This window comes from Rhodococcus sp. NPDC059179, assembly GCF_042754885.1.
GTDB lineage: Bacteria > Actinomycetota > Actinomycetes > Mycobacteriales > Mycobacteriaceae > Rhodococcus_G.
Genome location: NZ_JBHZBV010000012.1, coordinates 112,122 through 130,997 on the forward strand (window position 1 = coordinate 112,122; position 18,876 = coordinate 130,997).

24 protein-coding genes are annotated in these 18,876 nt (G+C 69.6%); 7 read left to right on the plus strand and 17 right to left on the minus strand.

What is annotated here, in order from left to right:
* Window position 1: 1 nt before the first annotated feature.
* Complete coding sequence (locus ACFXMV_RS19645; RefSeq protein ID WP_378499486.1) at window positions 2-355, minus strand: VOC family protein; 354 nt, start codon at window positions 353-355, stop codon at window positions 2-4.
* A 116-nt stretch (window positions 356-471) separates the two neighbouring features.
* Here ACFXMV_RS19645 and ACFXMV_RS19650 point away from each other — a divergent pair, with 116 nt between their 5' ends.
* Window positions 472-1,437, plus strand: a complete 966-nt coding sequence (locus ACFXMV_RS19650) for a Dyp-type peroxidase (protein WP_378499487.1) — start codon at window positions 472-474, stop codon at window positions 1,435-1,437.
* A gap of 114 nt (window positions 1,438-1,551) precedes the next feature.
* Window positions 1,552-2,451 carry a 5'/3'-nucleotidase SurE gene (surE, locus tag ACFXMV_RS19655; RefSeq protein WP_378499488.1) on the plus strand — a complete coding sequence of 300 codons (900 nt, stop codon included), beginning with the start codon at window positions 1,552-1,554 and terminating at the stop codon, window positions 2,449-2,451.
* A 69-nt stretch (window positions 2,452-2,520) separates the two neighbouring features.
* On the opposite strand, the gene ACFXMV_RS19660 is transcribed toward surE, so the two are convergent.
* From ACFXMV_RS19660 to purS, 5 genes are all read right to left on the minus strand, one after another.
* On the minus strand, window positions 2,521-3,000 hold the full coding sequence (locus ACFXMV_RS19660) for a carboxymuconolactone decarboxylase family protein (protein WP_378499489.1): 480 nt from the start codon (window positions 2,998-3,000) through the stop codon (window positions 2,521-2,523).
* Window positions 3,001-4,074, minus strand: coding sequence for a dihydrodipicolinate reductase (locus ACFXMV_RS19665; RefSeq protein ID WP_378499490.1), 1,074 nt, complete (start codon window positions 4,072-4,074; stop codon window positions 3,001-3,003).
* Between the two features lie 128 nt (window positions 4,075-4,202).
* On the minus strand, window positions 4,203-5,270 hold the full coding sequence (locus ACFXMV_RS19670) for a dihydrodipicolinate reductase (protein WP_378499491.1): 1,068 nt from the start codon (window positions 5,268-5,270) through the stop codon (window positions 4,203-4,205).
* Window positions 5,271-5,340: 70 nt separating this feature from the next.
* The gene (gene purQ, locus ACFXMV_RS19675) at window positions 5,341-6,018 is read right to left on the minus strand and encodes a phosphoribosylformylglycinamidine synthase subunit PurQ (protein WP_378499492.1); all 678 of its coding nucleotides are present in this window, start codon (window positions 6,016-6,018) and stop codon (window positions 5,341-5,343) included.
* Window positions 6,015-6,251 carry a phosphoribosylformylglycinamidine synthase subunit PurS gene (gene purS / locus ACFXMV_RS19680; RefSeq protein WP_378499493.1) on the minus strand — a complete coding sequence of 79 codons (237 nt, stop codon included), beginning with the start codon at window positions 6,249-6,251 and terminating at the stop codon, window positions 6,015-6,017. The genes purQ and purS overlap by 4 nt, the downstream gene beginning before the upstream one ends.
* A gap of 85 nt (window positions 6,252-6,336) precedes the next feature.
* On the opposite strand from purS, the gene ACFXMV_RS19685 reads away from it, so the two are divergent.
* Window positions 6,337-6,981: an MBL fold metallo-hydrolase gene (locus ACFXMV_RS19685; RefSeq protein ID WP_378499494.1), complete on the plus strand. Its 645-nt coding sequence runs from the start codon at window positions 6,337-6,339 to the stop codon at window positions 6,979-6,981.
* A gap of 68 nt (window positions 6,982-7,049) precedes the next feature.
* Here the strand turns inward: ACFXMV_RS19685 and ACFXMV_RS19690 are convergent, their stop codons facing one another.
* The gene (locus ACFXMV_RS19690; protein WP_378499495.1) at window positions 7,050-8,207 is read right to left on the minus strand and encodes a DUF418 domain-containing protein; all 1,158 of its coding nucleotides are present in this window, start codon (window positions 8,205-8,207) and stop codon (window positions 7,050-7,052) included.
* 78 nt (window positions 8,208-8,285) lie between these two features.
* Between ACFXMV_RS19690 and ACFXMV_RS19695 the strand changes: the two genes are divergently transcribed.
* Window positions 8,286-8,873, plus strand: coding sequence for a TetR/AcrR family transcriptional regulator (locus ACFXMV_RS19695; RefSeq protein ID WP_378499496.1), 588 nt, complete (start codon window positions 8,286-8,288; stop codon window positions 8,871-8,873).
* A 4-nt stretch (window positions 8,874-8,877) separates the two neighbouring features.
* On the opposite strand, the gene ACFXMV_RS19700 is transcribed toward ACFXMV_RS19695, so the two are convergent.
* Both ACFXMV_RS19700 and ACFXMV_RS19705 read right to left on the minus strand, forming a co-directional pair.
* On the minus strand, window positions 8,878-9,582 hold the full coding sequence (locus tag ACFXMV_RS19700; RefSeq protein WP_378499497.1) for a DUF2334 domain-containing protein: 705 nt from the start codon (window positions 9,580-9,582) through the stop codon (window positions 8,878-8,880).
* 79 nt (window positions 9,583-9,661) lie between these two features.
* Complete coding sequence (locus ACFXMV_RS19705; protein WP_378499498.1) at window positions 9,662-10,030, minus strand: DUF4267 domain-containing protein; 369 nt, start codon at window positions 10,028-10,030, stop codon at window positions 9,662-9,664.
* Window positions 10,031-10,110: 80 nt separating this feature from the next.
* On the opposite strand from ACFXMV_RS19705, the gene ACFXMV_RS19710 reads away from it, so the two are divergent.
* Complete coding sequence (locus tag ACFXMV_RS19710) at window positions 10,111-10,677, plus strand: TetR/AcrR family transcriptional regulator (protein ID WP_378503419.1); 567 nt, start codon at window positions 10,111-10,113, stop codon at window positions 10,675-10,677.
* A 54-nt stretch (window positions 10,678-10,731) separates the two neighbouring features.
* Here the strand turns inward: ACFXMV_RS19710 and ACFXMV_RS19715 are convergent, their stop codons facing one another.
* The 4 genes from ACFXMV_RS19715 to ACFXMV_RS19730 form a co-directional block, all read right to left on the minus strand.
* Window positions 10,732-11,223, minus strand: a complete 492-nt coding sequence (locus tag ACFXMV_RS19715) for a glutathione peroxidase (RefSeq protein ID WP_378501723.1) — start codon at window positions 11,221-11,223, stop codon at window positions 10,732-10,734.
* A gap of 66 nt (window positions 11,224-11,289) precedes the next feature.
* Window positions 11,290-12,255: an NAD-dependent epimerase/dehydratase family protein gene (locus ACFXMV_RS19720; RefSeq protein ID WP_378501722.1), complete on the minus strand. Its 966-nt coding sequence runs from the start codon at window positions 12,253-12,255 to the stop codon at window positions 11,290-11,292.
* Window positions 12,252-13,319 carry a dihydrodipicolinate reductase gene (locus tag ACFXMV_RS19725; RefSeq protein ID WP_378501721.1) on the minus strand — a complete coding sequence of 356 codons (1,068 nt, stop codon included), beginning with the start codon at window positions 13,317-13,319 and terminating at the stop codon, window positions 12,252-12,254. The genes ACFXMV_RS19720 and ACFXMV_RS19725 overlap by 4 nt, the downstream gene beginning before the upstream one ends.
* A gap of 47 nt (window positions 13,320-13,366) precedes the next feature.
* A complete protein-coding gene (locus ACFXMV_RS19730; RefSeq protein ID WP_378501720.1) occupies window positions 13,367-14,149 on the minus strand; it encodes an SDR family oxidoreductase in 783 nt (260 codons plus the stop codon).
* A gap of 86 nt (window positions 14,150-14,235) precedes the next feature.
* Here ACFXMV_RS19730 and ACFXMV_RS19735 point away from each other — a divergent pair, with 86 nt between their 5' ends.
* Entirely contained in the window at window positions 14,236-14,868 is a 633-nt protein-coding gene (locus tag ACFXMV_RS19735) for a helix-turn-helix domain-containing protein (protein WP_378503418.1), read from the plus strand.
* 18 nt (window positions 14,869-14,886) lie between these two features.
* Here the strand turns inward: ACFXMV_RS19735 and ACFXMV_RS19740 are convergent, their stop codons facing one another.
* Both ACFXMV_RS19740 and ACFXMV_RS19745 read right to left on the minus strand, forming a co-directional pair.
* Complete coding sequence (locus ACFXMV_RS19740; RefSeq protein ID WP_378501394.1) at window positions 14,887-17,028, minus strand: S9 family peptidase; 2,142 nt, start codon at window positions 17,026-17,028, stop codon at window positions 14,887-14,889.
* 51 nt (window positions 17,029-17,079) lie between these two features.
* A complete protein-coding gene (locus ACFXMV_RS19745; RefSeq protein ID WP_378501395.1) occupies window positions 17,080-17,961 on the minus strand; it encodes a phosphoribosylaminoimidazolesuccinocarboxamide synthase in 882 nt (293 codons plus the stop codon).
* A gap of 63 nt (window positions 17,962-18,024) precedes the next feature.
* Here ACFXMV_RS19745 and ACFXMV_RS19750 point away from each other — a divergent pair, with 63 nt between their 5' ends.
* Window positions 18,025-18,312: a SelT/SelW/SelH family protein gene (locus tag ACFXMV_RS19750; protein ID WP_378501396.1), complete on the plus strand. Its 288-nt coding sequence runs from the start codon at window positions 18,025-18,027 to the stop codon at window positions 18,310-18,312.
* Here ACFXMV_RS19750 and ACFXMV_RS19755 read toward each other — a convergent pair.
* On the minus strand, window positions 18,309-18,758 hold the full coding sequence (locus ACFXMV_RS19755; RefSeq protein ID WP_378501397.1) for an HIT family protein: 450 nt from the start codon (window positions 18,756-18,758) through the stop codon (window positions 18,309-18,311). The two genes, ACFXMV_RS19750 and ACFXMV_RS19755, sit on opposite strands and share 4 nt — an antisense overlap.
* 35 nt (window positions 18,759-18,793) lie before the next feature.
* On the minus strand, window positions 18,794-18,876 hold an 83-nt coding region (locus ACFXMV_RS19760), incomplete at its 5' end, for an integrase core domain-containing protein (RefSeq protein WP_378500521.1).

Sequence of the window (18,876 nt, forward strand, 5' to 3'; positions counted from 1 at the left end):
CTCAGTGCCCACCTCCGGTGACGCAGAAACGATTACCGTCCGGATCGGTCAGGGTCACCCACCGGAAACCGTCCATGTCGTGCCGCTCGTACTCGCGTGCGCCCGCGGCGACCAGCCGCGTGACCTCCGCGTCGAGGTCCGGCGCGCCCAGGTCCAGGTGCACACGGTTCTTGCCCGGCGTCGGGTCCGGGACCTTCTGGAACGCCAGTTTGGGCCCGCCGCCCGGCACTGCGACCACGTAGAACCAGCCGTCATTCTCCTGCTCGATCCGGCCACCGGTCTGCTCCGCCCACCACGCGGCGAGCGGGCTCGGATCGGCACTGTCGAAGGTGATCATGCCCAGCGTCAGAGTCATGACCGCACGCTACCGCCGGGTGCCGACATCCGGCGCTGACTCGCACGTTCGGGGCCGTCGACTACCGTTTGGCGCACAGGATCGACAGCCAGGACCGACGCAGACCGGAGCCCTCGATGACCCAATCACCGCGCCCCACAACGGCTCCCGAATCGCAGACGGTCGCGAGCCCGCTGACCCCCGCCGCGATCTTCCTCGTCGCCACCGTTGATGCGGGCGGCGAGCAGGCCACCCGCGCGCTGCTCGCGGACGCGGCCGGACTGCGACGCGCGGTCGGGCTGCGGGTTCCCGGCTCGGGACTCGAGCTGATCGTCAGCATCGGCTCGGCCGCCTGGGACCGGCTGTTCACCGGGCCGCGGCCCGCGCAGCTGCACCCGTTCCCGGCGATGCGCGGCGGCAAGCACCAGGCGCCGTCCACGCCGGGAGACCTGCTCTTCCACATCCGCGCGATGAGCCTGGATGCCTGCTTCGAACTCGCACACCAGATCGCCAAGCGGCTCGCGGGGGCTGCCACCGTCGTCGACGAGGTGCACGGCTTCCAGTACTTCGAGAACCGCGACCTGATCGGCTTCGTCGACGGCACCGAGAACCCGTCCGGCAGGAAGGCCGTCGCCGCGGTCACCGTCGGAGCCGAGGACGAGGACTTCGCGGGCGGCTCCTATGTGCACGTGCAGAAGTACCTGCACAGCATGGCCGACTGGGAGGCGCTGCCGGTTCCCGAGCAGGAGAACGTGATCGGTCGGACCAAGCTCGAGGACATCGAGATGGCCGACGACGTCAAGCCCGCGAACTCGCATGTCGCGCTCAACGCGATCAAGGACGAGAACGGCCAGTCGCTGGAGATCCTGCGAGCGAACATGCCGTTCGGCCGCGTCGGCGACGGCGAGATGGGCACCTATTTCATCGGCTACTGCCGCACGCCCGCGATCACCGAACGAATGCTCGAGAACATGTTTCTCGGCGACCCGCGCGGCAATTACGATCGGCTGCTCGACTTCTCGACCGCGGTGACCGGATCGGCGTTCTTCACCCCGAGCGCCGACTTCTTCGACGACCTGCCTGCGGCTCCTGCCGCGGGCTGACGCCAGGGTCCAGCCCCTGGCCTCCGATCCCACTCAGTGACATGGATCACGTGCCGCAGGCCACTGGCGGATAGCTTCACGCGTCCCACTGTCATCGAGAAGGGAACCATCCCTGTGCGATTCACCCGTCCGCTGATCGTCGCCGCCGTCGCGACGACGACCGCACTCGCCGTCGCCGCCGGTGCCGGCGCGATCGAAAGCCTCCACACGGCACCGCCCGCCGATTCCGCAGGCGCACCGCTGCGAATCCTGCTGACCAACGACGACGGCTGGGAAGCCCCGGGCATCACCGCCACCTATAAGGCCCTGACCGCAGCCGGACACGACGTGACGCTGGTCGCCCCCGCGGTGAACCAGAGCGGTAAGTCCGCGGCGATCGACTTCCAGGGCAAGCTGACCGTCACCCATCCGAACGGCGACCCGAAGGTCTACTCGGTGACATCCACCCCGGCCGGATCGGCGATGTTCGGCATCAACGAGGTGTTCAAGGACGCCAAGCCCGACCTGGTGGTGTCCGGCACCAACGTCGGCTCCAACGTCGGCTTCGACACCAACTACTCGGGCACTGTCGGTGCGGCCGTGATGGCGAGCGGCAGCTTCGGCATCCCGGCGATCGCGATCAGCACGGCCACCAGCCGCAAGCCGGAGGTGGTGCCCGCCTACGCGCAGACCGCGGATCTGCTCGTGAAGATCCTCAGCATGGGGATCCCGCGCACCGGCCCCGGCACCGTCCTCAACATCAACTACCCGCTCCTCGAGGGCGGCGCCACCGCCCCGAAGGGCATGAAGTACACGCCGATGTCGTCGGCGTCGGCTGCGGACATCCGGTACTCCCGGATCGACGACACCACCTACGAGATCAAGCCCGCCCGGGCTGCAGCGCCGCCGGAGGCCGGAACCGACTTCGCCGAACTGGACGCCGGTTTCGTCACGTTCACACTGCTGGACGCGGATCGCACGGTCGACACCAACGATGCCGTGACCGTCAGCAAGCTGGTCAAGTCGCTGAGCTGAACCACCATCGACGAATTCGGCAGGATCAGCCCCGCTTTCCGGGGCTGATCCTGCCGAAGTCGGTCCGGGTCAGTGCCCGGGCAGCACGCAGACGCTGTCGAGACCGATCACGTGGTTGAGGCGGCCGAACGCCAGCCACGCCCCGATGCTCATGGACAGTTCCACCACCTCGGTCTGGGTGTAGTGCTCGAACATCCGCGCCCAGAACTCGTCGTCGAGGTTGTGATGGTCGACGGCGTACCGCTCGGCGTACTCGGCGGCCAGTCGGGTGCGATCGTCGAAGGCGTCGGTGGTGCGCCACTCCACGACCGAGTCGTCGAAGCCGAGTTCGACCTTCTCGCCGTCGCGCTCGGTCCGGAAGTCCTGGCAGAAGATGCACCCGTTGATCTGGGCGATCCGCAGCCGGGCCGCCTCGAACGCGCGCAGGTCGATGGTGGAGTGCTCGTAGACGGAAAGCGAGAACGCCGAGGCCGCGATGCCGATGCCGGGGACCATCTCGCCCCACACGTATCCGATCGGGTCCTTGTCCTCCGGAATGTCGATGATCATCTATTTCCTTCCGAGTTTGCCGACTGCGGGTCGCAGCGGGATGTCGAGCGCGTCGTAGAGTCCGGGTTCCGCCGCCACGAGCCAGTCGATCGCGCTGACGAGTCGTCCGACCGCGGTGGCGTTGCCGCCCGCGGATCGGCTGCCACCCTCGTCAGTGGCCTCGACGGACACCTCGATGTGCGGGCGTCCCTCGATGATCACCCGGTGCGCCCCGTCGCCGTCCGGCGGCATCGGCCAGTCCGTGGCGCACGTCGGGTGGATGCGGGTGACGTGTTCGATGATGATCAGCGGCTCGCCGTCGACGATGCCCTGCACCTCGAATCGCACCGCGCCCTGGGTGCCCGCCTCGAAGTCGCCCATCGACGCGGTGGTGACGGTGGTGTCGAGGGCTCGCCGGTCGAGGGTTTCGCGGATCTCGTCGAGTTCGACGCCCAGCGCCCGCGCGATCATCCGCACCTGGCCGCCCCACACCATGGTCGGGATGGACGGCGCGATCATCGGCGGCAGGTAGTCCATCGGCTGGCCCATGCCGACCAGGTAGCGGACGGAGTCGGGCTGGTCGTAGGTGGAGTAGTCGAAGATCTCCTGGCAGCGGATCGCGTCGATCCGGGTGGCCAGCCCGCTGAGCAGGATCGGCAGGACGTCGTTGCCCCAGCCGGGGTCGATGCCGGACGCGAAGAACGATCCGCCGCCCTCCGCGATCGCCGCGAGAATCGGGTCCCGCAGTTCCGGCGGGGCGCTGCGGTAGTCGTAGAGCGGATACAGCGCGGGGCTGACGACGACCGCGCCGGAGCGGATCGCCTTGCAGATGTCGGCGAGGGCTTCCTCGGGCCGGATGTCCCCGGAAGCCGCGTACACGACGGCGCCGGGGCTGGTGGCCAGCACGGCGTCGATGTCGCCCGTCGCCTCGACCCCCAGTTCGCAGTCCAGGTCGCACAGGACGCCCGCGTCCTTGCCGACCTTGTCGGGGTTGTTCACGAGTACAGCGGAAAGTTTCAGTGCCGGATGCGCATCGACGGCACGGATGGAGGCACGGCCCACGTTGCCGGTACCCCAGACGACGGTGGATATCATGGCCCGGACGCTACCGAAATAGAACACGTTCTCGTGGCCGATCGGCCACACTGGGCTGCAGAAAATGTCCTCCGATCGCTCGACACGGCACCGCCGCAGGATCGGGGTGATCCGGACCGGCCGGGCACCTAGTCGTTGGGCCCGACTCGGCTCCGCCGCGCCAGGTCGAGGGCGTCGTAGAGCCCGGACTCCTGCCCCGCCACCCATGCGATGGCACCGACCAGTCGTGTGACCGCGCTCGACGCGCCGTCCTCGGTTCCCGGTTCGACGGTCGCCTCGACGCGCGCCGCACCCTCGACGAGTATCCAGTGCGCCGATCCACCCGGCCGTCCCGGTTCCGGGGCAGGGGCGGTCGGCCAGTCGGGTGCACAGTCGGGATGCACGCGGCCCACGTGCTCGATCACGATGCGCGGCGAGCCGTCCACGACGCCCTGCACCTCGAAACGCACGGCGCCCTGGCCCCCGGACTCGAACTTGCCCATCAGGTCGGTCTCGACGGTGACCTCGAGCGGCACCCGTTCCATCGTTTCGCGGATCTCGTCGAGCTCGACACCGAGTGCGCGCGCCAGCAACCGGACCCGATCTCCCCAGACCATCGTCGGCATGCACGGCGCGAGCATCGGCGGCAGGTAGCTCAGCGGCTCGCCCATCCCCATCAGATAGCGCACCGATCCGGGCAGGTCGTAGCCGGAGTAGTCGACGATCTCCCGGCAGCGGATCGTCGTGGCGCCGGCGTCCAGGCCGCCGAGTACCAGAGGCAACACGTGGTCCGCCCAGTCCGGGTCGACGTCGCACACGACCAGGGAACCGCCACCGGCCGCGACCGCGGCCCGAAGGGGTGCGCCGACCTCGGGCCGGGAGCCGCGGTGGTCGTACAGCGGGGCGATGGGCGGCGTGACCACGACCGCCCCGGTGTGCAGGGCGGCGAGGACGTCGGCACGCGCATCGACGGACCTGGTGGTCCCCGACCCGGCGTAGACGACGGCCCGCGGGCGGCAGGCGAGGACCGCCCCGGAGTCGGCGGTGACGGTGACCCCGAGGGGGCGGTCGAGACCGGCGAAGTCTCCGGCGTCGCGGCCGACCTGGTCCGGGTCGGATGCGAGGACCGCGGTCAGTTCGAGCGCCGGATCCGCGTCGACGGCGCGGATCGCGTCACGCGCGATACCGCCACTGCCCCACACGATCGTCGAGATCATGGGCGGACCGTAGCAAAAGGGCGGACCGGCTGATCCGGTCCGCCCTTTCGGCTGAGAGCTCGGGTGGCGTTCAGGCGGTGAGGACCGCGTCGAGCGCCGAGTAGAACAGGCCGAGCCCGTCGTCGCTCGGTCCGGTGAGCGACTCGGTGGCGTGCTCGGGGTGCGGCATCAGTCCGACGATCCGGCCGTTGGCCGAGGCGATGCCGGCGATCGAGCGCTGCGAGCCGTTCGGGTTGTCGCCGGAGTAGCGGAACACCACGCGGCCCTCGCCCTCGAGCTCGTCGAGCACCTTCTCGGATGCCTGGTAGCGACCCTCGCCGGACTTGAGCGGGATCAGGATCTCGGCGCCGGACTCGTAGCGCGACGACCACGCGGTCGAGGTGGACTCCACCTTCAGCCACTGGTCACGGCAGATGAAGTGCAAGCCCTCGTTGCGCGTCAGTGCGCCGGGGAGCAGCCCGGCCTCGCAGAGCACCTGGAACCCGTTGCAGATACCCAGGACCGGCATGCCGCCCGCCGCGGCCTTGACGACCTCTCCCATCACCGGTGCGAACCGGGCGATGGCGCCGCAGCGCAGGTAGTCGCCGTACGAGAAGCCGCCGGGGACGACAACCGCGTCGACACCCTTGAGGTCGGCGTCGCCGTGCCAGAGGCTGACCGCCTCGCCGCCTGCCAGGTTCACGGCGCGGGCGGCGTCGACATCGTCGAGGGTGCCGGGGAAAGTGATGACTCCGATGCGGGCGCTCACTGGACTCGGGTGACCTTCCAGTCCTCGATCACCGTGTTGCACAGCAGCGACTCGGCGATCTTCTCCAACTCGGCGTCGTCGACGCTGTCGTCGACCTCGAGCTCGAAACGCTTGCCCTGGCGAACATCCGACACTCCGGTGAACCCGAGTCGGGGCAGGGCGCCGACAATGGCCTGCCCTTGCGGATCGAGAATCTCGGCCTTGGGCATGACATCGACAACGACACGGGCCACGTGCTGCTCCTCGCTAGGTGCTCCGGGTACCGCCCGGGAATGATCCGCCGGGCAACAGGCAGTTTACCGGCGCATACTCGAACCCATGCGACTGACCCACTTCGGCCACTCCTGCGTGCTCGCCGAGATCGACGGCGCAACCATCCTGTTCGACCCCGGCACCTTCTCGCACGGTTTCGAGGGCATCGCCGGTCTGGACGCCATCCTCATCACCCACCAGCATCCCGACCACGCTGACCCGACGCGATTGGGCGCGCTGATCGATCAGAATCCCGGCGCCGCCCTGTACGCGGACCCGCAGACCGCGGCGCTGCTCGGCAGCTCCTGGAAGGCCGTGCACGCGGGCGACTCGTTCGCCGTCGGCGAGGTTCAGGTCACCGGGGTCGGCGGTCAGCACGCGGTGATCCACCCGGAGATCCCGGTGATCGACAACACCGGATATCTCCTCGGCGACGCGGAAGCGCCCGCCCGGCTGCTGCACCCCGGCGACTCGCTGTTCGTGCCCGAGCAGCGGGTCGACGTGTTGGCGATCCCCGCGGTCGCGCCGTGGATGAAGATCTCCGAGACCGTCGACTACCTGCGGGCGGTGGCGCCTCGGGTCGCGGTACCGATCCACCAGGGCACCATCAACGACCCCGCGACCGGGATCTACTACGGCAGGCTCCGCGAGATGGGCCCCGATGGCACCGAGTTCCGGGTGCTGCCTGCGGAGGACGCCGCCGAGGTGTAGGCGCGCCTTCGGCGCCCGTGCGCGAGTTTCACCCCGACCGGGGTATCGATCACGCACAGTTCGCGCGGTCAGGCCGGCACGGGCACCCGGGTCTCCCGGGCCAGCCCGCGGTAGGCGGCGTGGGTGAGCGCCTCCAGCGGGCCGCGGTCGAACCGGCGCAACCACAGCCGGGCGACCACAGCCATCGTCGCCGACACCGCCACGAACAGCGCGACAGTCGCAGGGACGACGGTCGCGCCTGTCAGTCGTGCGGCGAGACCGAGCCCCCAGCCGTAGCAGACGATCGAGCACAGGACGTTCTGCAGCACGTAGCAGCTCAGCGCCATCCGGCCGATCGGGGCGAGGGCCCGGCCTGCGGCGCCGGGCTCGCGGCCGTCGGCGTAGTGGTGCGCGATCGCGGCGAGCAGGCCGAGCGCAACCACCGGCGCGGTCCCGTACCGGCCCAGGACGAGTCCCGCCTCGCCGCCGAACAGCCCGAGGGCGAAGTCCAGCGGCAGTGCGACGCCGAGGCCCGCGACCATCAGCTTCCGTCGCAGCGCGTCGCGATCGGGGTCGAGGATCCGCGCCCCGAACAGCTGCGCGCCGACCAGGAACAGCGCAATCGACAGCGGCAGGATGAACACCACCTCGAGCCGGAACAGCAGCACGTTGTCGAGGCGGAACATGACCAGATCCCAGAAGGTGCCATCCGCATAGGGATTCGGCGAGAGCCCCCGGCCCGTCGGCGCGGGCGCGGACCACAAGGCCACCACGATCATCGCGAGCATCGCAGCGTGAACGGCGACCGCGCAGCCGATCCAGATGCGCTGGGCCCGGATGCCGGTGGCGAGGACGAACGCCACGATCAACCCGGTGACCGCGTACCCGGTGAGGACGTCGAACTCGGTGAAGAGGAAGAAGTGCAGCAGGCCGTCGACCATGAGCAGTCCGGCTCGCCACGGGTACTTCCCGGGCCACGGCAGGCCCCGGCGCTGGGCGGACCGCTGCTGGATCGCGAGTCCGATGCCGAACATGATCGTCAGCAGGCCGAGGAACTTGCCCTGCGCGAGCTGCTGCAGCACGGCCTGCACCGGCGCCCACCCGCCGGTGGCGCCGCCGGTGCCGTTGATGTAGCCGACCAGACCCTCGACGTTGGTGAAGATCCAGATGTTAGTGGCGAGCGTGCCCAGGATGGCCACGCCGCGCATCACGTCGAGCGCCGCGAATCGGGTCACCGTGGTGGCCATGCCGGCCCTCCCCTCGAGTTTTGTTAGCACAACCGTGTTGGCAAAATTATGCTAACACGGCTGCGCTAACATGCGAGCGTGCCCAAGCTCATCGACCACGACCGGCGCCAGCAGGACATCGCCGAGGCAGTGTGGCGGGTGATCCTGCGCGACGGCGTCAGCGCCGTCTCGGTACGCGACGTGGCCGCGGAAGCGGGCCTGTCGAGCGGGTCCCTTCGGCACGTGTTCGCCAGCAAGGCCGACCTGCTCGCCTACTCAATGCGGTTGGTGCACGACCGGGCCCGGGCCCGCGTCCTCGCGCACGCCGCCGTCGAGGACCCACGCGAGCGGGCGCTGGCAATGCTGGACGAGTTCCTCCCCCTCGACGACCAACGGCGCTGCGAGATGGAGGTCAGCCTCGCGCTCGTCGCGGAGGCGCCCGCGCATCCGCGACTGCGGGAGATCGCCCTCGCCGCCCAGCGCGACCTGCGCGCCGGATGCCTGGCCGTACTGACCGGCCTACTGCGAGCGGGCCTGCTGGCGCCGTCCCGCGACGTCGAGGCCGAGGCTATCCGCCTGCACGCGATCATCGACGGGGCGGCGATGCATGCTCTGCTCGGCGAGACGGACACCCCGGACTCGGCGCGGCGACTGGTCGCCGACCACCTCGACGGCCTGACCAGCTGACCGGTCAGGCGACCCGAACCCCCGGCGCCCCCGGCTGCCAGCGGTAGGCGTCGGGCCGCGCACCGTGATGCAGCGACAGGTCGACGGCGTCGAGGAGCGCCTGCCGAGGGCCGGGCGACGCGAATTGCTTGGCGGAGATCGCGAGCCGCACCACCCCGCCGCGACGGGCGGTGCGCCCGGCGCCGAGCACCAGCGCACGGCACCACCACGGTTCGGCGCGGAAACCCTCGCCGATGCCGAGGACCCTGGACCGCGCCACCGCGCCCGTGTCGAGGTCGTGCACGCCCGCGATCCCGGCGAGCAGCCGGAACCCGGTGCGGGGCAGCGCGGCCACGGCACCGGGCGAGGCCAGCCACCGCGGCGCGGCGAACGCGCGCGTGCGCAGCCCCGTCTGCTCCATCACCCGGTCGGCCGCGAGCAGCCGCAGCGTTGCCTCGTGTTCGGGCAGTGCAGCGAACTCGGCGCGACGCTTCTTCGTGGCGGCCTGGTCGTAGCCGTGCAGCACGACGGCGTCACCGCCCGCCTGCCGCTCGCGCAGCCATTCCTGGGTGCCCTCGTCGCGAACCAGCCGATACTTGTCCTTCAGGCGCGGCGCGACGAGCAGCGAGAGCGGCACCCCGCGCCCGTCCAGTTCCCGCGCGAGGTCGGCGGCGAGATCCCGGGTCTCGGCCCGGATCCCCGAGAGCGACACGATCAGCTGTCCGGCCATGTGCCCAGGATTGCACCCGAAGGTGTACGGCCACTGACGTCGACGTGAGCATCTGGCGAGACCGCCCGTCCTTGGCCGCTCATACGGCCAGCAACGCGGCGGCGGCGATCATCGCGACCGCGGTGACCCCGTGGATTCCGTACGCAGTCTTGCGGTCGCCGCGGTTCGACAGCACAACCCACATGTCGCCGAGCGGGACGACGGCGAGCAGCAGCATCAGGAGTGCCAGCTGGTCACGCGCGACGAAGGAGAAAACAATCACCAGCAGGCCCGAGGCGATGTCGCGGACGCCCTTGACCTGCCACCAGCCGCGCGCCTCCGGCGCCGGGCTGGTGGGCAGCCCGAAGCCCGCCGCGTTCTTCGCGTTCTTGCCGAGATAGGCCACACCGATCGCAATGATTCCGAGCGCACCGATCCAGCTGATGACGAGTCCGATCCAGGTCAACATTGCAGAGCCTTTCGTTTGTAGAATTTCTACCGACGTTAGCTTACTGATGAATGGAAGTCTATCGGTGATAGAGTTTTGGCATGGGAGTCCGGGAACGCAAGGAGAGGGAGCGGCAGGATCGCGAGCGCAAGATCGTCGAATGCGCTCGGAGCATCGCCGAGAACGAGGGGTGGCCGGCCGTGACCACCCGGCGCCTGGCCGATGAGATCGAGTACAGCCCTCCGGTGCTCTACGGGCACTTCCCGGAGGGCAGGGACAGCATCGTCAGCGCGGTCGCGCTGACGGGATTCCGGGACTTCACCGAGGCCATGGGCCGAGCGCTCGAGGGCGTCGACGATGCGGAACGGCTGACGGCATTCATCCGCGCCTACCTGACATTTGCGTCGGACAATCCCGCGACGTACGAGGCCATGTTCTCGATGCGGCTGGGGGTTCGGTTCGCACACGAATCGACTCCGCCGGAACTGCGGGCGGGATTCGAGGTGCTGGCGTCGGCGCTCGGAGGCGGATCGACCGGCGACGCCGGGACCAGGGCCGAGGTCTTCTGGAGCGCCTTGCACGGAATGTGCGTGCTCACCCGCGGGGAGCGCCTCGACCAGGACAACGAGGCCGCGCGCCTCACCGAGCTGGCCGAACTGTTCGGATGAACGCGAGAAGGCGGCCACGCACGAGGTGCGTGACCGCCTTCGTCGGCTGCGGTGCTACTTCGGCAAGACGGCCTCGATGGCCGCGACCACCTCGGGCGCGTCCGGCACGGTCGTCGGACGGAAGCGGTTCGCCACAGTGCCGTCCGGGGCGATGAGGAACTTCTCGAAGTTCCACTGGATGTCGCCTGCGGCGCCCTCGGCATCGGCGGCCTGGGTGACCTCGGCGTACAGCGGGTGCCTGCCCTCGCCGTTGACCTCGATCTTCTCCAGCAGCGGGAAGGAGACGCCGTAGGTGGTCGAGCAGAAGGTCTCGATCTCCTCGGCGGTGCCGGGCTCCTGGCCCATGAACTGGTTGCACGGCACGCCGACCACGGTGAGGCCGCGGTCCGCGTAGTCCTTGGCCAGCTGTTCGAGCGCCGTGTACTGCGGCGTGAGTCCACACTTCGATGCGACGTTGACCAGCAGGATCGCGTTGCCGTCGTAGGCGCCGAGCGAGGTGGGGGCCCCGCCGAGGGTGTTGATCTCGATGTTCATGGGGTTCGTCATGAGGCCAACGGTACGGGACCGCATGCAGCGCTGGCCTTCTCGCTGCCACCGGGTGGGACGACGACGTCAGCCCGGCGCGGCAGGCACCCGGGCGCGGCCGACGTAGGGGCTCAGCCGCAGCATCGATCGCCGCGCGAACGGGCGGGCGAGCGGCATCAGGTGCCGCCGCCACCCGAGGGTCGCCGCGATGTCCGAGACGATGTCGTCGAAGACGCGGCGCTGGTAATCCAGTAGTCGCTGGCTGGCCATCGTGTCCACCCAGTCGGTGGCGTACACCCTGCCGCTGAACGCCTCGTCGGGCAGCATGTCCAGGCCCATCGCGCCCAGCATCTCGGTCAGGAACTCCCGATAGGTGACCTGACAGCCCGCTCCCCCGCCGAGGAACAGCACCCGGCCCCACACGTGCGGGGTGTCGAGCGCGTTCGCGACGGCGACCGCCGCGTCGGCGGGGTGCAGCACCTCGATCCGGTTGTCCAGACCGATCTCGAACATAATCGGGTCCGCCTTGCGAAGACCGAGGATCGGCACGTCGGCGAACCGCGGGATGAACCAGTCCAGGCCGGATTCCCGGACCATGTCCTCGCCCTCGATCTTGTGCGCGGTGTACGGGTCGGTGGCGACCCTCGGGTCGTCCACCCGCCGCGGCGGGTCCCGATCCAGGGTGTGCCCGTGCACGTCGAAGGTGGAGGCGGACAACAGCTTCGGCGGCCGCGACTGTGCCAGGCAGGCATCGACGACGTTGCGCGTGCCGTCGACGTTGACCTGCCTGGCCAGTTCCGGATCGGCGTCGCTGCCGGGCGGGATCATCGCCGCCAGGTGCAGCACCGCCTCGACGCCGTCGACGGCGGCCGCGACGACGTCGGCGTCCCGGATGTCGCCCCACACCGCGCCTACCCCCGCGAACCCGCGCGCCCGGCGCCGGTCCTCGGGGGTGCCGAGGGCGAGGCACCGCACCTGATGGCCACGGCCCCGCAACTCGGCAAGCACGTGCGAGCCGATGTTGCCGAACGCGCCGGTCAGCAGCAGCTTCATGACCGGATGGTGCCCCGGCCCGCGATCAACGGCAGGTCGAGCGCGGACAGCAACCCGGGCTTGGCGTCGCTGAGGAAGGGGATGGCGTTGATGGCACGCATCCCGGTGGCCAGGCAGCCGCCGGTGATCGGGTCGTCGTCGAGCTCGCCGCGGAACACGGTCTCCTGGGTGATGTTCGGGCTGCCCTTGATGATCACCCGATACACGTCGTTGTCCACCGAGGTGGCGCGCGGCCAGTGGGTGGCGGCGTCGTTGGTGATCCTGTTGACGTGCTCGATGACGATCTTCGCCTCGTCGCCGACCCAGCCCCGGATCTCGAATCGCACCGCGGCGCAGTGGCCCGGTTCGATGACGCCGTACTTGTACTCGATGGGTTCGGTGGCCGCCCACTTCTCGTAGACGGTGTCGATCCGATCGAGCGTCACCCCGACGGCGTCCGCGATCAACGGGATGGTGTGGCCCCAGGCGAAGACCAGCACCTCCGGGATCTCCAGCACCGCGGCCTGTTCGATCGGCGCGCCGATGCCCATGGTCGGGCCGTAGTCGCCGGCGTAGGTGGCGTAGTCCAGCAGCTCCTGCACCCGCACGCTGTCGACCCGGCCGCAGACCCCCATCAGCGTCATCGGGAACAGGTCGTTGGCGAAGCCGGGGTCGATGCCGGTGGTGAAGCAGGACTTCCCACTCTCCTGGCAGGCCTGCTCCAGTGCGGTGAGCATCTCCTGCGGACAGATCTTGGGGTACACCAGCGGTGTCATCGAGGTGGACACCACGTGCTTGCCGGACCGCAGCGCCGCCGTCATGTTGTCGATGTTCTGCACCGCATACTCGGCGGTCGGACCGTAGTAGGCGACGGCGTCCGCCTCGACGGCGAGCGCCGCCTCGAAATCCGTTGTGGCGGCGAGCCCCACCGGGTCGACACCGATCAGGGTGCCGACGTCGACGCCGTCCTTGGCGGGGTCGTGCACGATGACCCCGACCAGCTCGAACGCCGGGTGGTCGATCAGCTCACGGATGACGAGCTTGCCGACGACGCCGGTGCCCCAGACGATGACCTTGTGCTTCATGTCCTGCTGCCTCTCGAAGATTGATATACGTCAACAGTTTTCGACTGTCAGCGGAAGTACTCTCCCGCGTTGACGAACAATGTCTGGCCGGTCAGCATGCGGGCCCGGTCGGAGGCGAAGAACACCACCGAGTTGGCCACGTCATCGTCGGCTGGCACCTCGCCGAGCGGCATGCTCTTGGTGATCTCGCCGATGATGGTCTCCTCGGGGACCTTGCGCTCGGCGGCCGCGAGCCCGACGTACAGCTCGACCGGCGGACCCCACATCCAGGTCGGGACGACGGTGTTCACCCGAATCTTGTACGGCCCCAGCTCCTTTGCCAGCGACCACATCGCCGCGTGCAGCGCTCCCTTCGAGGTGGCATACGCGGACTGCGGGAGCTGCGGGTGGAACATCGCCTGCGAACCGATCAACACCACCGACCCGCCCCGCTTCTTCAGCTCCGGCAGCGCGGCCTGGGTCAGCGTGAGCGTGCCGATCACGTTGGCGTCGAGCATCGACTTCCATGCGCCGAGGTCGGCGCCCTCCAACCCGCCGAAGACGTCCTCCTTGGCGGCCACGTTCACCAGGGCGTCCACCCCGCCGAACCGGTCGGCGGCCGTGCGGATCAGCTCCGCGCAGGCGTCCTTCTCGAGGATGTCGGTGACCGCGTACGCGACCCGCTCCCCGGTGGGGTCGACCTCGTCCGCGACCGACTTGAGATTCGCCTCGGTCCTCGCGCCGAGCACGACGTTCGCGCCGTCGCGACGCGCGGCCAGCGCGATCTCGCGTCCGAGGCCGTTGCCAACCCCCGAGACCACGACCGTCTTGCCCTCCAACAGCTCCGCCATGTCCCGCTTCCTCCGGTGTGATCCACGCCATTACGTAACGTCGAGTTACGATTTATGCAACGTAACACCGCGTTACGCTATTCACGATGAAAACTGGCGAAGAGGCCGCGGAGACGGACGGCGAGCGCAGGCGCGGTCGACCGCGGAACCCGGCGATCGACGACGCGGCGCTGGCCGCGGCCAGGGAGCTGCTGGCCGAGGCGGGCTGGGACCAGACCACCATGGTGGCGATCGCCGAGCGCGCGGGGGTGGGCAAGCCCGCCCTCTACCGCCGCTGGCCGTCCAAGACGCACCTGGTCTTCGAGGCGATCTTCGGCTGGGTGGACGACGCGACGCCGGTCGCCGACGCCGCGGACCCGTCGGAATGGATCCGGCGGTCCTGCGCCTACACCCTCGAGCTCTTCGGCAGACCCGAGGTCAAGGCCGCGCTGCCCGGCCTGCTGGCCGCGTTCGGTGATCGCGAGGACCTGCTGACGACGCTGTGGACCGACTTCGGCGGGCCCGGCGTCGGCATGCTCGCCGACACCCTCCGCCGGGGCGACGCCGATGCGCCGGGCGTGCGCGACACCGCGGGACTGGACGCGCAGGCCACCATGCTGTTCATCGTCGGCGGCGCCATGGTGCTGCGGCTGCTGATGGCAGGCGAGGAGGCCGAGTCGCTCGCCGAGCGGATGCCGGACATCCTGGTCAGCGGCGTCGCCGCCGGTGAGCGCAATTAACCCCGGTCGGGGTACAAATCACTCACAGGCGCCGGAGGTGCTGAGCACCCAGGCGTACTCGAACGCGACCTCTTTCCACTTCTCATAGCGGCCGCTGACGCCGCCGTGCCCGGCGCTCATCTCGGTCTTGAGCAGCAGCGGCGCGTCGCCGGTCTTCGTCGCCCGCAGCGCGGCAACCCACTTGGCCGGCTCGACGTACAGCACCCGGGTGTCGTTGATGCTGGTGATCGCGAGGATCGCCGGGTAGTCCTTGGCCTCGACGTTCTCGTAGGGGCTGTAGGACCGCATGTAGTCGTAGACGGTCTTGTCCGCCAACGGGTTTCCCCACTCGTCCCATTCGATCACCGTCAGCGGCAGCGAGGGGTCGAGGATCGAGGTGAGCGGGTCCACGAACGGCACGTTCGCCAGGATGCCCGCGAACAGTTCCGGCGCCAGGTTCGCGACCGCGCCCATCAGCAGCCCGCCGGCGCTGCCGCCGTCCGCGACCAGCTGCGCGGACGTGGTGCGGCCTGCGTCGACGAGATGCCGTGCGCAGTCGACGAAGTCGGTGAAGGTGTTCTTCTTCGTCAGCATCTTGCCGTTGTCATACCAGTGCCTGCCCATCTCGCCGCCGCCGCGCACGTGCGCGACGACGAACACGACGCCGCGATCGAGCAGCGAGAGCCGCGCCACCGAGAAGCCCGGGTCCATGCTGGACTCGTAGGAGCCGTAGCCGTACAGCAGCAGCGGCGCGGGCGCCGTCACCCCCTTGCGCTGCACGATCGAGATCGGGATGCGGGTGCCGTCCGCCGCCGTGGCCCAATCCCGGTGCTGCTCATAGTCGTCGGGCTCGTAGCCGCCGAGCACCGGCTGCGACTTGCGCAGCAGCAGCTCGCCGGTGGCCACGTCGTAGTCGTAGACCCGGTTCGGGGTGATGAACGAGGTGAAACCCAGCCGCAGCAGCGGCCCCGTCCACTCCGGGTTGGACCCGGCGCCGACCGAGTACAGCTCCTCGTCGAACTCGAGCTCGTGCAGGTCGCCGTAGCCGTCGGCGGTCAACGGCCACACCGCGAGCCGGGTCAGCGCCTCGCGCCGGTAGCTCAGCACCAGGTGGCCGGCGAACGCCTCGGCGTCCTCGATGCGCACGTCGTCGCGGGGCGCGAGCAGGGTGCGCTGGTCGGTGGGGTCGGCGACCGGGGCGTCGACCAGGGTGAAATTGTCGGCCTTGACCCCGTCGACGTCGCCGTTGTGCAGGATCAGGAAGCGGTCCTCGCCCGCGACGACCGCGTGCTCGACGCTGTACTCGACGCCGTCCACGCGCGGCAGCACCACCCGGAACTCGCCCTCGGGGTTGTCCGATTCGAGGCAGAGGATCTCCGAGGTGATCTTCGACCCGATCCAGATCATCAGGTACTTCTCGCTGCGGGTGGACCCGAAGCCGACCCAGAAGCGCTCGTCCGGCTCGTGGAAGACCTGCACATCGTCGGACTGCGCGGTGCCCAGCTTGTGCCGCCACACCGTGTCGGGGCGCCAGGCGTCGTCCACCGTCATGTAGAAGACGTGCTCGTTGTCCACGGACCAGGTCGCGCCGGGCGCGGTGCCGGGGATCTCGTCGGCGAGCAGTTCGCCGGTGCGCAGGTCCTTGAACCGCATCGCGTACCGCTCGTCGCCGGCGGTGTCCACGGAGTACGCCAGCAGGTCGCCGTCGAGGGTGACGGAGAACGCACCGAGCGAGAAGAAGTCGTGCCCCTCGGCGAGCAGGTTGCTGTCGAGCAGCACCTGCTCGCCCTCGATCTCGGTGTCGGCGGACAGCACCGGCGGGGTCCAGTCGTCCGGGCCGGAGATCGGGCACCGGCACTGCACGCCGTACTGCTTGCCCTCGAAGCTGCGCGAGTAGTACCACCACTGACCCATCCGGGACGGCACCGACAGGTCGGTCTCCTGGGTGCGGGCCTTGATCTCCTGGAAGATCGTCTCCCGCAGCGGCGCCAGGTGCTCGGTCTGCTGCTCGGTGTAGGCGTTCTCCGCCTCCAGGTACGCGCGGACCTCCGGATCGTCCTTCTCGCGCAGCCACTCGTAGTTGTCGACGAAGGTGTCGCCGTGGTGCGTGCGCTCGAGCGGAACCTTCTTGGCGACCGGGGCTTCGATCGGGCTGGTGACCGGGGTGGCGGACGAAGTCATGCCGCCCACCCTATGCGGTGGACGGCGCGACGCGACGGCGCGCCGGGTCGGTCAGACCCAGTCGTCGAAGGACAGCCCGGAGATCCGCTCGTACGCCTCGATGTACCGGGACCGGGTGGCGTCGACGATCTCCTGCGGCAGCGGCGGAGGGGGCGTGTCGCTCGCCCGATCCCAGCCGGACTCCGGGCCGGTGAGCCAGTTGCGGACGAACTGCTTGTCGAAGCTCGGCTGCACCCGGCCCGGCTCGTAGCCGTCGACGGGCCAGTAGCGGGACGAGTCCGGGGTGAGCACCTCGTCGGCGAGCACCAGGTTGCCGTCCGCGTCGAGGCCGAACTCGAACTTGGTGTCGGCCAGGATGATGCCCCGGTCCGCGGCGAAGCTGGCCGCCCGGAAGTAGATGTCGAGGGTGTCCTCGCGGAGCTTGAACGCCAGCTCCTGACCGAGCTGCCCCACCACGGTCGCGAAGTCGACGTTCTCGTCGTGCTCGCCGAGGGCGGCCTTGGTGGCCGGGGTGAAGATCGGGTCGGGCAGCTTGCTGGCCTCGACCAGGCCGTCGGGCAGTTCGACGCCGCAGACGGCGCCGGTGCGCTGGTAGTCGGCCAGCCCGGACCCGGTGAGGTAGCCGCGGGCCACGCACTCGACCGGCACCATGTTCAGCTTGCGCACCACCAGGGCGCGGCCGAGCACCTCGGCCGGGATCCGCTCGTCGTCGGGCGCGCCGGCCAGGTGGTTCACCCCGCCGAGCTCCTCGAAGAAGAACACGCTCATCGCGGTGAGCACGCGCCCCTTGTCGGGGATCGGGGTGCTCAGCACGTGGTCATAGGCCGAGATCCGGTCGCTCGCGACCAGCAGCAGGTGCTCGTCGTCGATCGTGTAGAGGTCGCGGACCTTGCCGCCGGCCAGGTGGGCATAGTCGGAGAGTGAGGGGCGCACGTGCGCAACCCTATCGGGTGCCGCCCGCGCGCGTGCCGGGCGCCGATTTGGCAGGCTGGGCGGATGGAGTCCCCACGCGTGACCATCACCTACTGCACCCAATGCCAGTGGCTGCTGCGCGCCTCCTGGATGGCGCAGGAGCTGCTCACCAGCTTCGCAACCGACCTCGGCGAGGTCGCGCTGATCCCCGGCACTGGAGGCGTCTTCCGGATCACGGTCGGCGACGAGCTGCTGTGGGATCGGGCCCGCGACGGCGGGTTCCCGGACATCGCGGCGCTCAAGCAGCTGGTGCGCGACGTGGTGGCGCCCGATCGCGACCTCGGCCACACCGACCGGAAGAAGCCGAGCTAGCCCTCGGCGAGCCGGCGGCGGATCGCCCCGGCCAGGTAGTCCAGATCCGGTCGACGCGGCGTGGTGGGGCGGCCGCGGAGCCCGAAACCGTCGCCGGACGTGCGCGGGATGACGTGCAGGTGCACGTGGAACACCTCTTGGCCGGCGACGGCTCCGTCGGCGAGGAAGAGGTTCACCCCGTCGGCACGCGGGCCGTCGGCTGGCAGGCCGGCGGCGTCGGTGCCGTTGCCGCGCAACACGGCTGCCAGTCGCTGGCCGACCGCGAACACCCGTCGACCGTCCTCGGGGTCCAGCTGCGCCAGCCCGGACGCGTGACGCCGGGGCACCACCAGCAGGTGCCCCGGCGTGAACGGCCTGATGTCCATGAACGCGATGGTGTGCTCGTCCTCGTGGACGATGCTGGCCTCGGCGGTGCGCGCCACGATCGCGCAGAAGACGCAGTTCATGCCGGGCAGCCTACGGCTCTAGGTGTACCCGGCCATCAGGTTGGTGCCAGGCGGCTGACCGGTGGGAGCCCTCCGAGTGCGCTGTGGCGGCGTCGAGTGTTGTAGTACTCGAGCCAGG

Coding starts and splice junctions, on each gene's coding strand:
- ACFXMV_RS19720 (WP_378501722.1), bottom strand. CDS start 12,255: ATGAAGCTGCTGCTGACCGGCGCGTTCGGCAACATCGGCTCGCACGTG.
- ACFXMV_RS19705 (WP_378499498.1), bottom strand. CDS start 10,030: ATGTTGACCTGGATCGGACTCGTCATCAGCTGGATCGGTGCGCTCGGA.
- ACFXMV_RS19715 (WP_378501723.1), bottom strand. CDS start 11,223: ATGACGAACCCCATGAACATCGAGATCAACACCCTCGGCGGGGCCCCC.
- ACFXMV_RS19645 (WP_378499486.1), bottom strand. CDS start 355: ATGACTCTGACGCTGGGCATGATCACCTTCGACAGTGCCGATCCGAGC.
- ACFXMV_RS19670 (WP_378499491.1), bottom strand. CDS start 5,270: ATGATCTCGACGATCGTGTGGGGCAGTGGCGGTATCGCGCGTGACGCG.
- ACFXMV_RS19650 (WP_378499487.1), top strand. CDS start 472: ATGACCCAATCACCGCGCCCCACAACGGCTCCCGAATCGCAGACGGTC.
- ACFXMV_RS19730 (WP_378501720.1), bottom strand. CDS start 14,149: ATGGCGGAGCTGTTGGAGGGCAAGACGGTCGTGGTCTCGGGGGTTGGC.
- ACFXMV_RS19755 (WP_378501397.1), bottom strand. CDS start 18,758: ATGAACTGCGTCTTCTGCGCGATCGTGGCGCGCACCGCCGAGGCCAGC.
- ACFXMV_RS19665 (WP_378499490.1), bottom strand. CDS start 4,074: ATGATATCCACCGTCGTCTGGGGTACCGGCAACGTGGGCCGTGCCTCC.
- ACFXMV_RS19725 (WP_378501721.1), bottom strand. CDS start 13,319: ATGAAGCACAAGGTCATCGTCTGGGGCACCGGCGTCGTCGGCAAGCTC.
- ACFXMV_RS19660 (WP_378499489.1), bottom strand. CDS start 3,000: ATGATCATCGACATTCCGGAGGACAAGGACCCGATCGGATACGTGTGG.
- ACFXMV_RS19750 (WP_378501396.1), top strand. CDS start 18,025: ATGGAGTCCCCACGCGTGACCATCACCTACTGCACCCAATGCCAGTGG.
- ACFXMV_RS19710 (WP_378503419.1), top strand. CDS start 10,111: ATGGGAGTCCGGGAACGCAAGGAGAGGGAGCGGCAGGATCGCGAGCGC.
- ACFXMV_RS19735 (WP_378503418.1), top strand. CDS start 14,236: ATGAAAACTGGCGAAGAGGCCGCGGAGACGGACGGCGAGCGCAGGCGC.
- ACFXMV_RS19700 (WP_378499497.1), bottom strand. CDS start 9,582: ATGGCCGGACAGCTGATCGTGTCGCTCTCGGGGATCCGGGCCGAGACC.
- ACFXMV_RS19740 (WP_378501394.1), bottom strand. CDS start 17,028: ATGACTTCGTCCGCCACCCCGGTCACCAGCCCGATCGAAGCCCCGGTC.
- ACFXMV_RS19685 (WP_378499494.1), top strand. CDS start 6,337: ATGCGACTGACCCACTTCGGCCACTCCTGCGTGCTCGCCGAGATCGAC.
- ACFXMV_RS19690 (WP_378499495.1), bottom strand. CDS start 8,207: ATGGCCACCACGGTGACCCGATTCGCGGCGCTCGACGTGATGCGCGGC.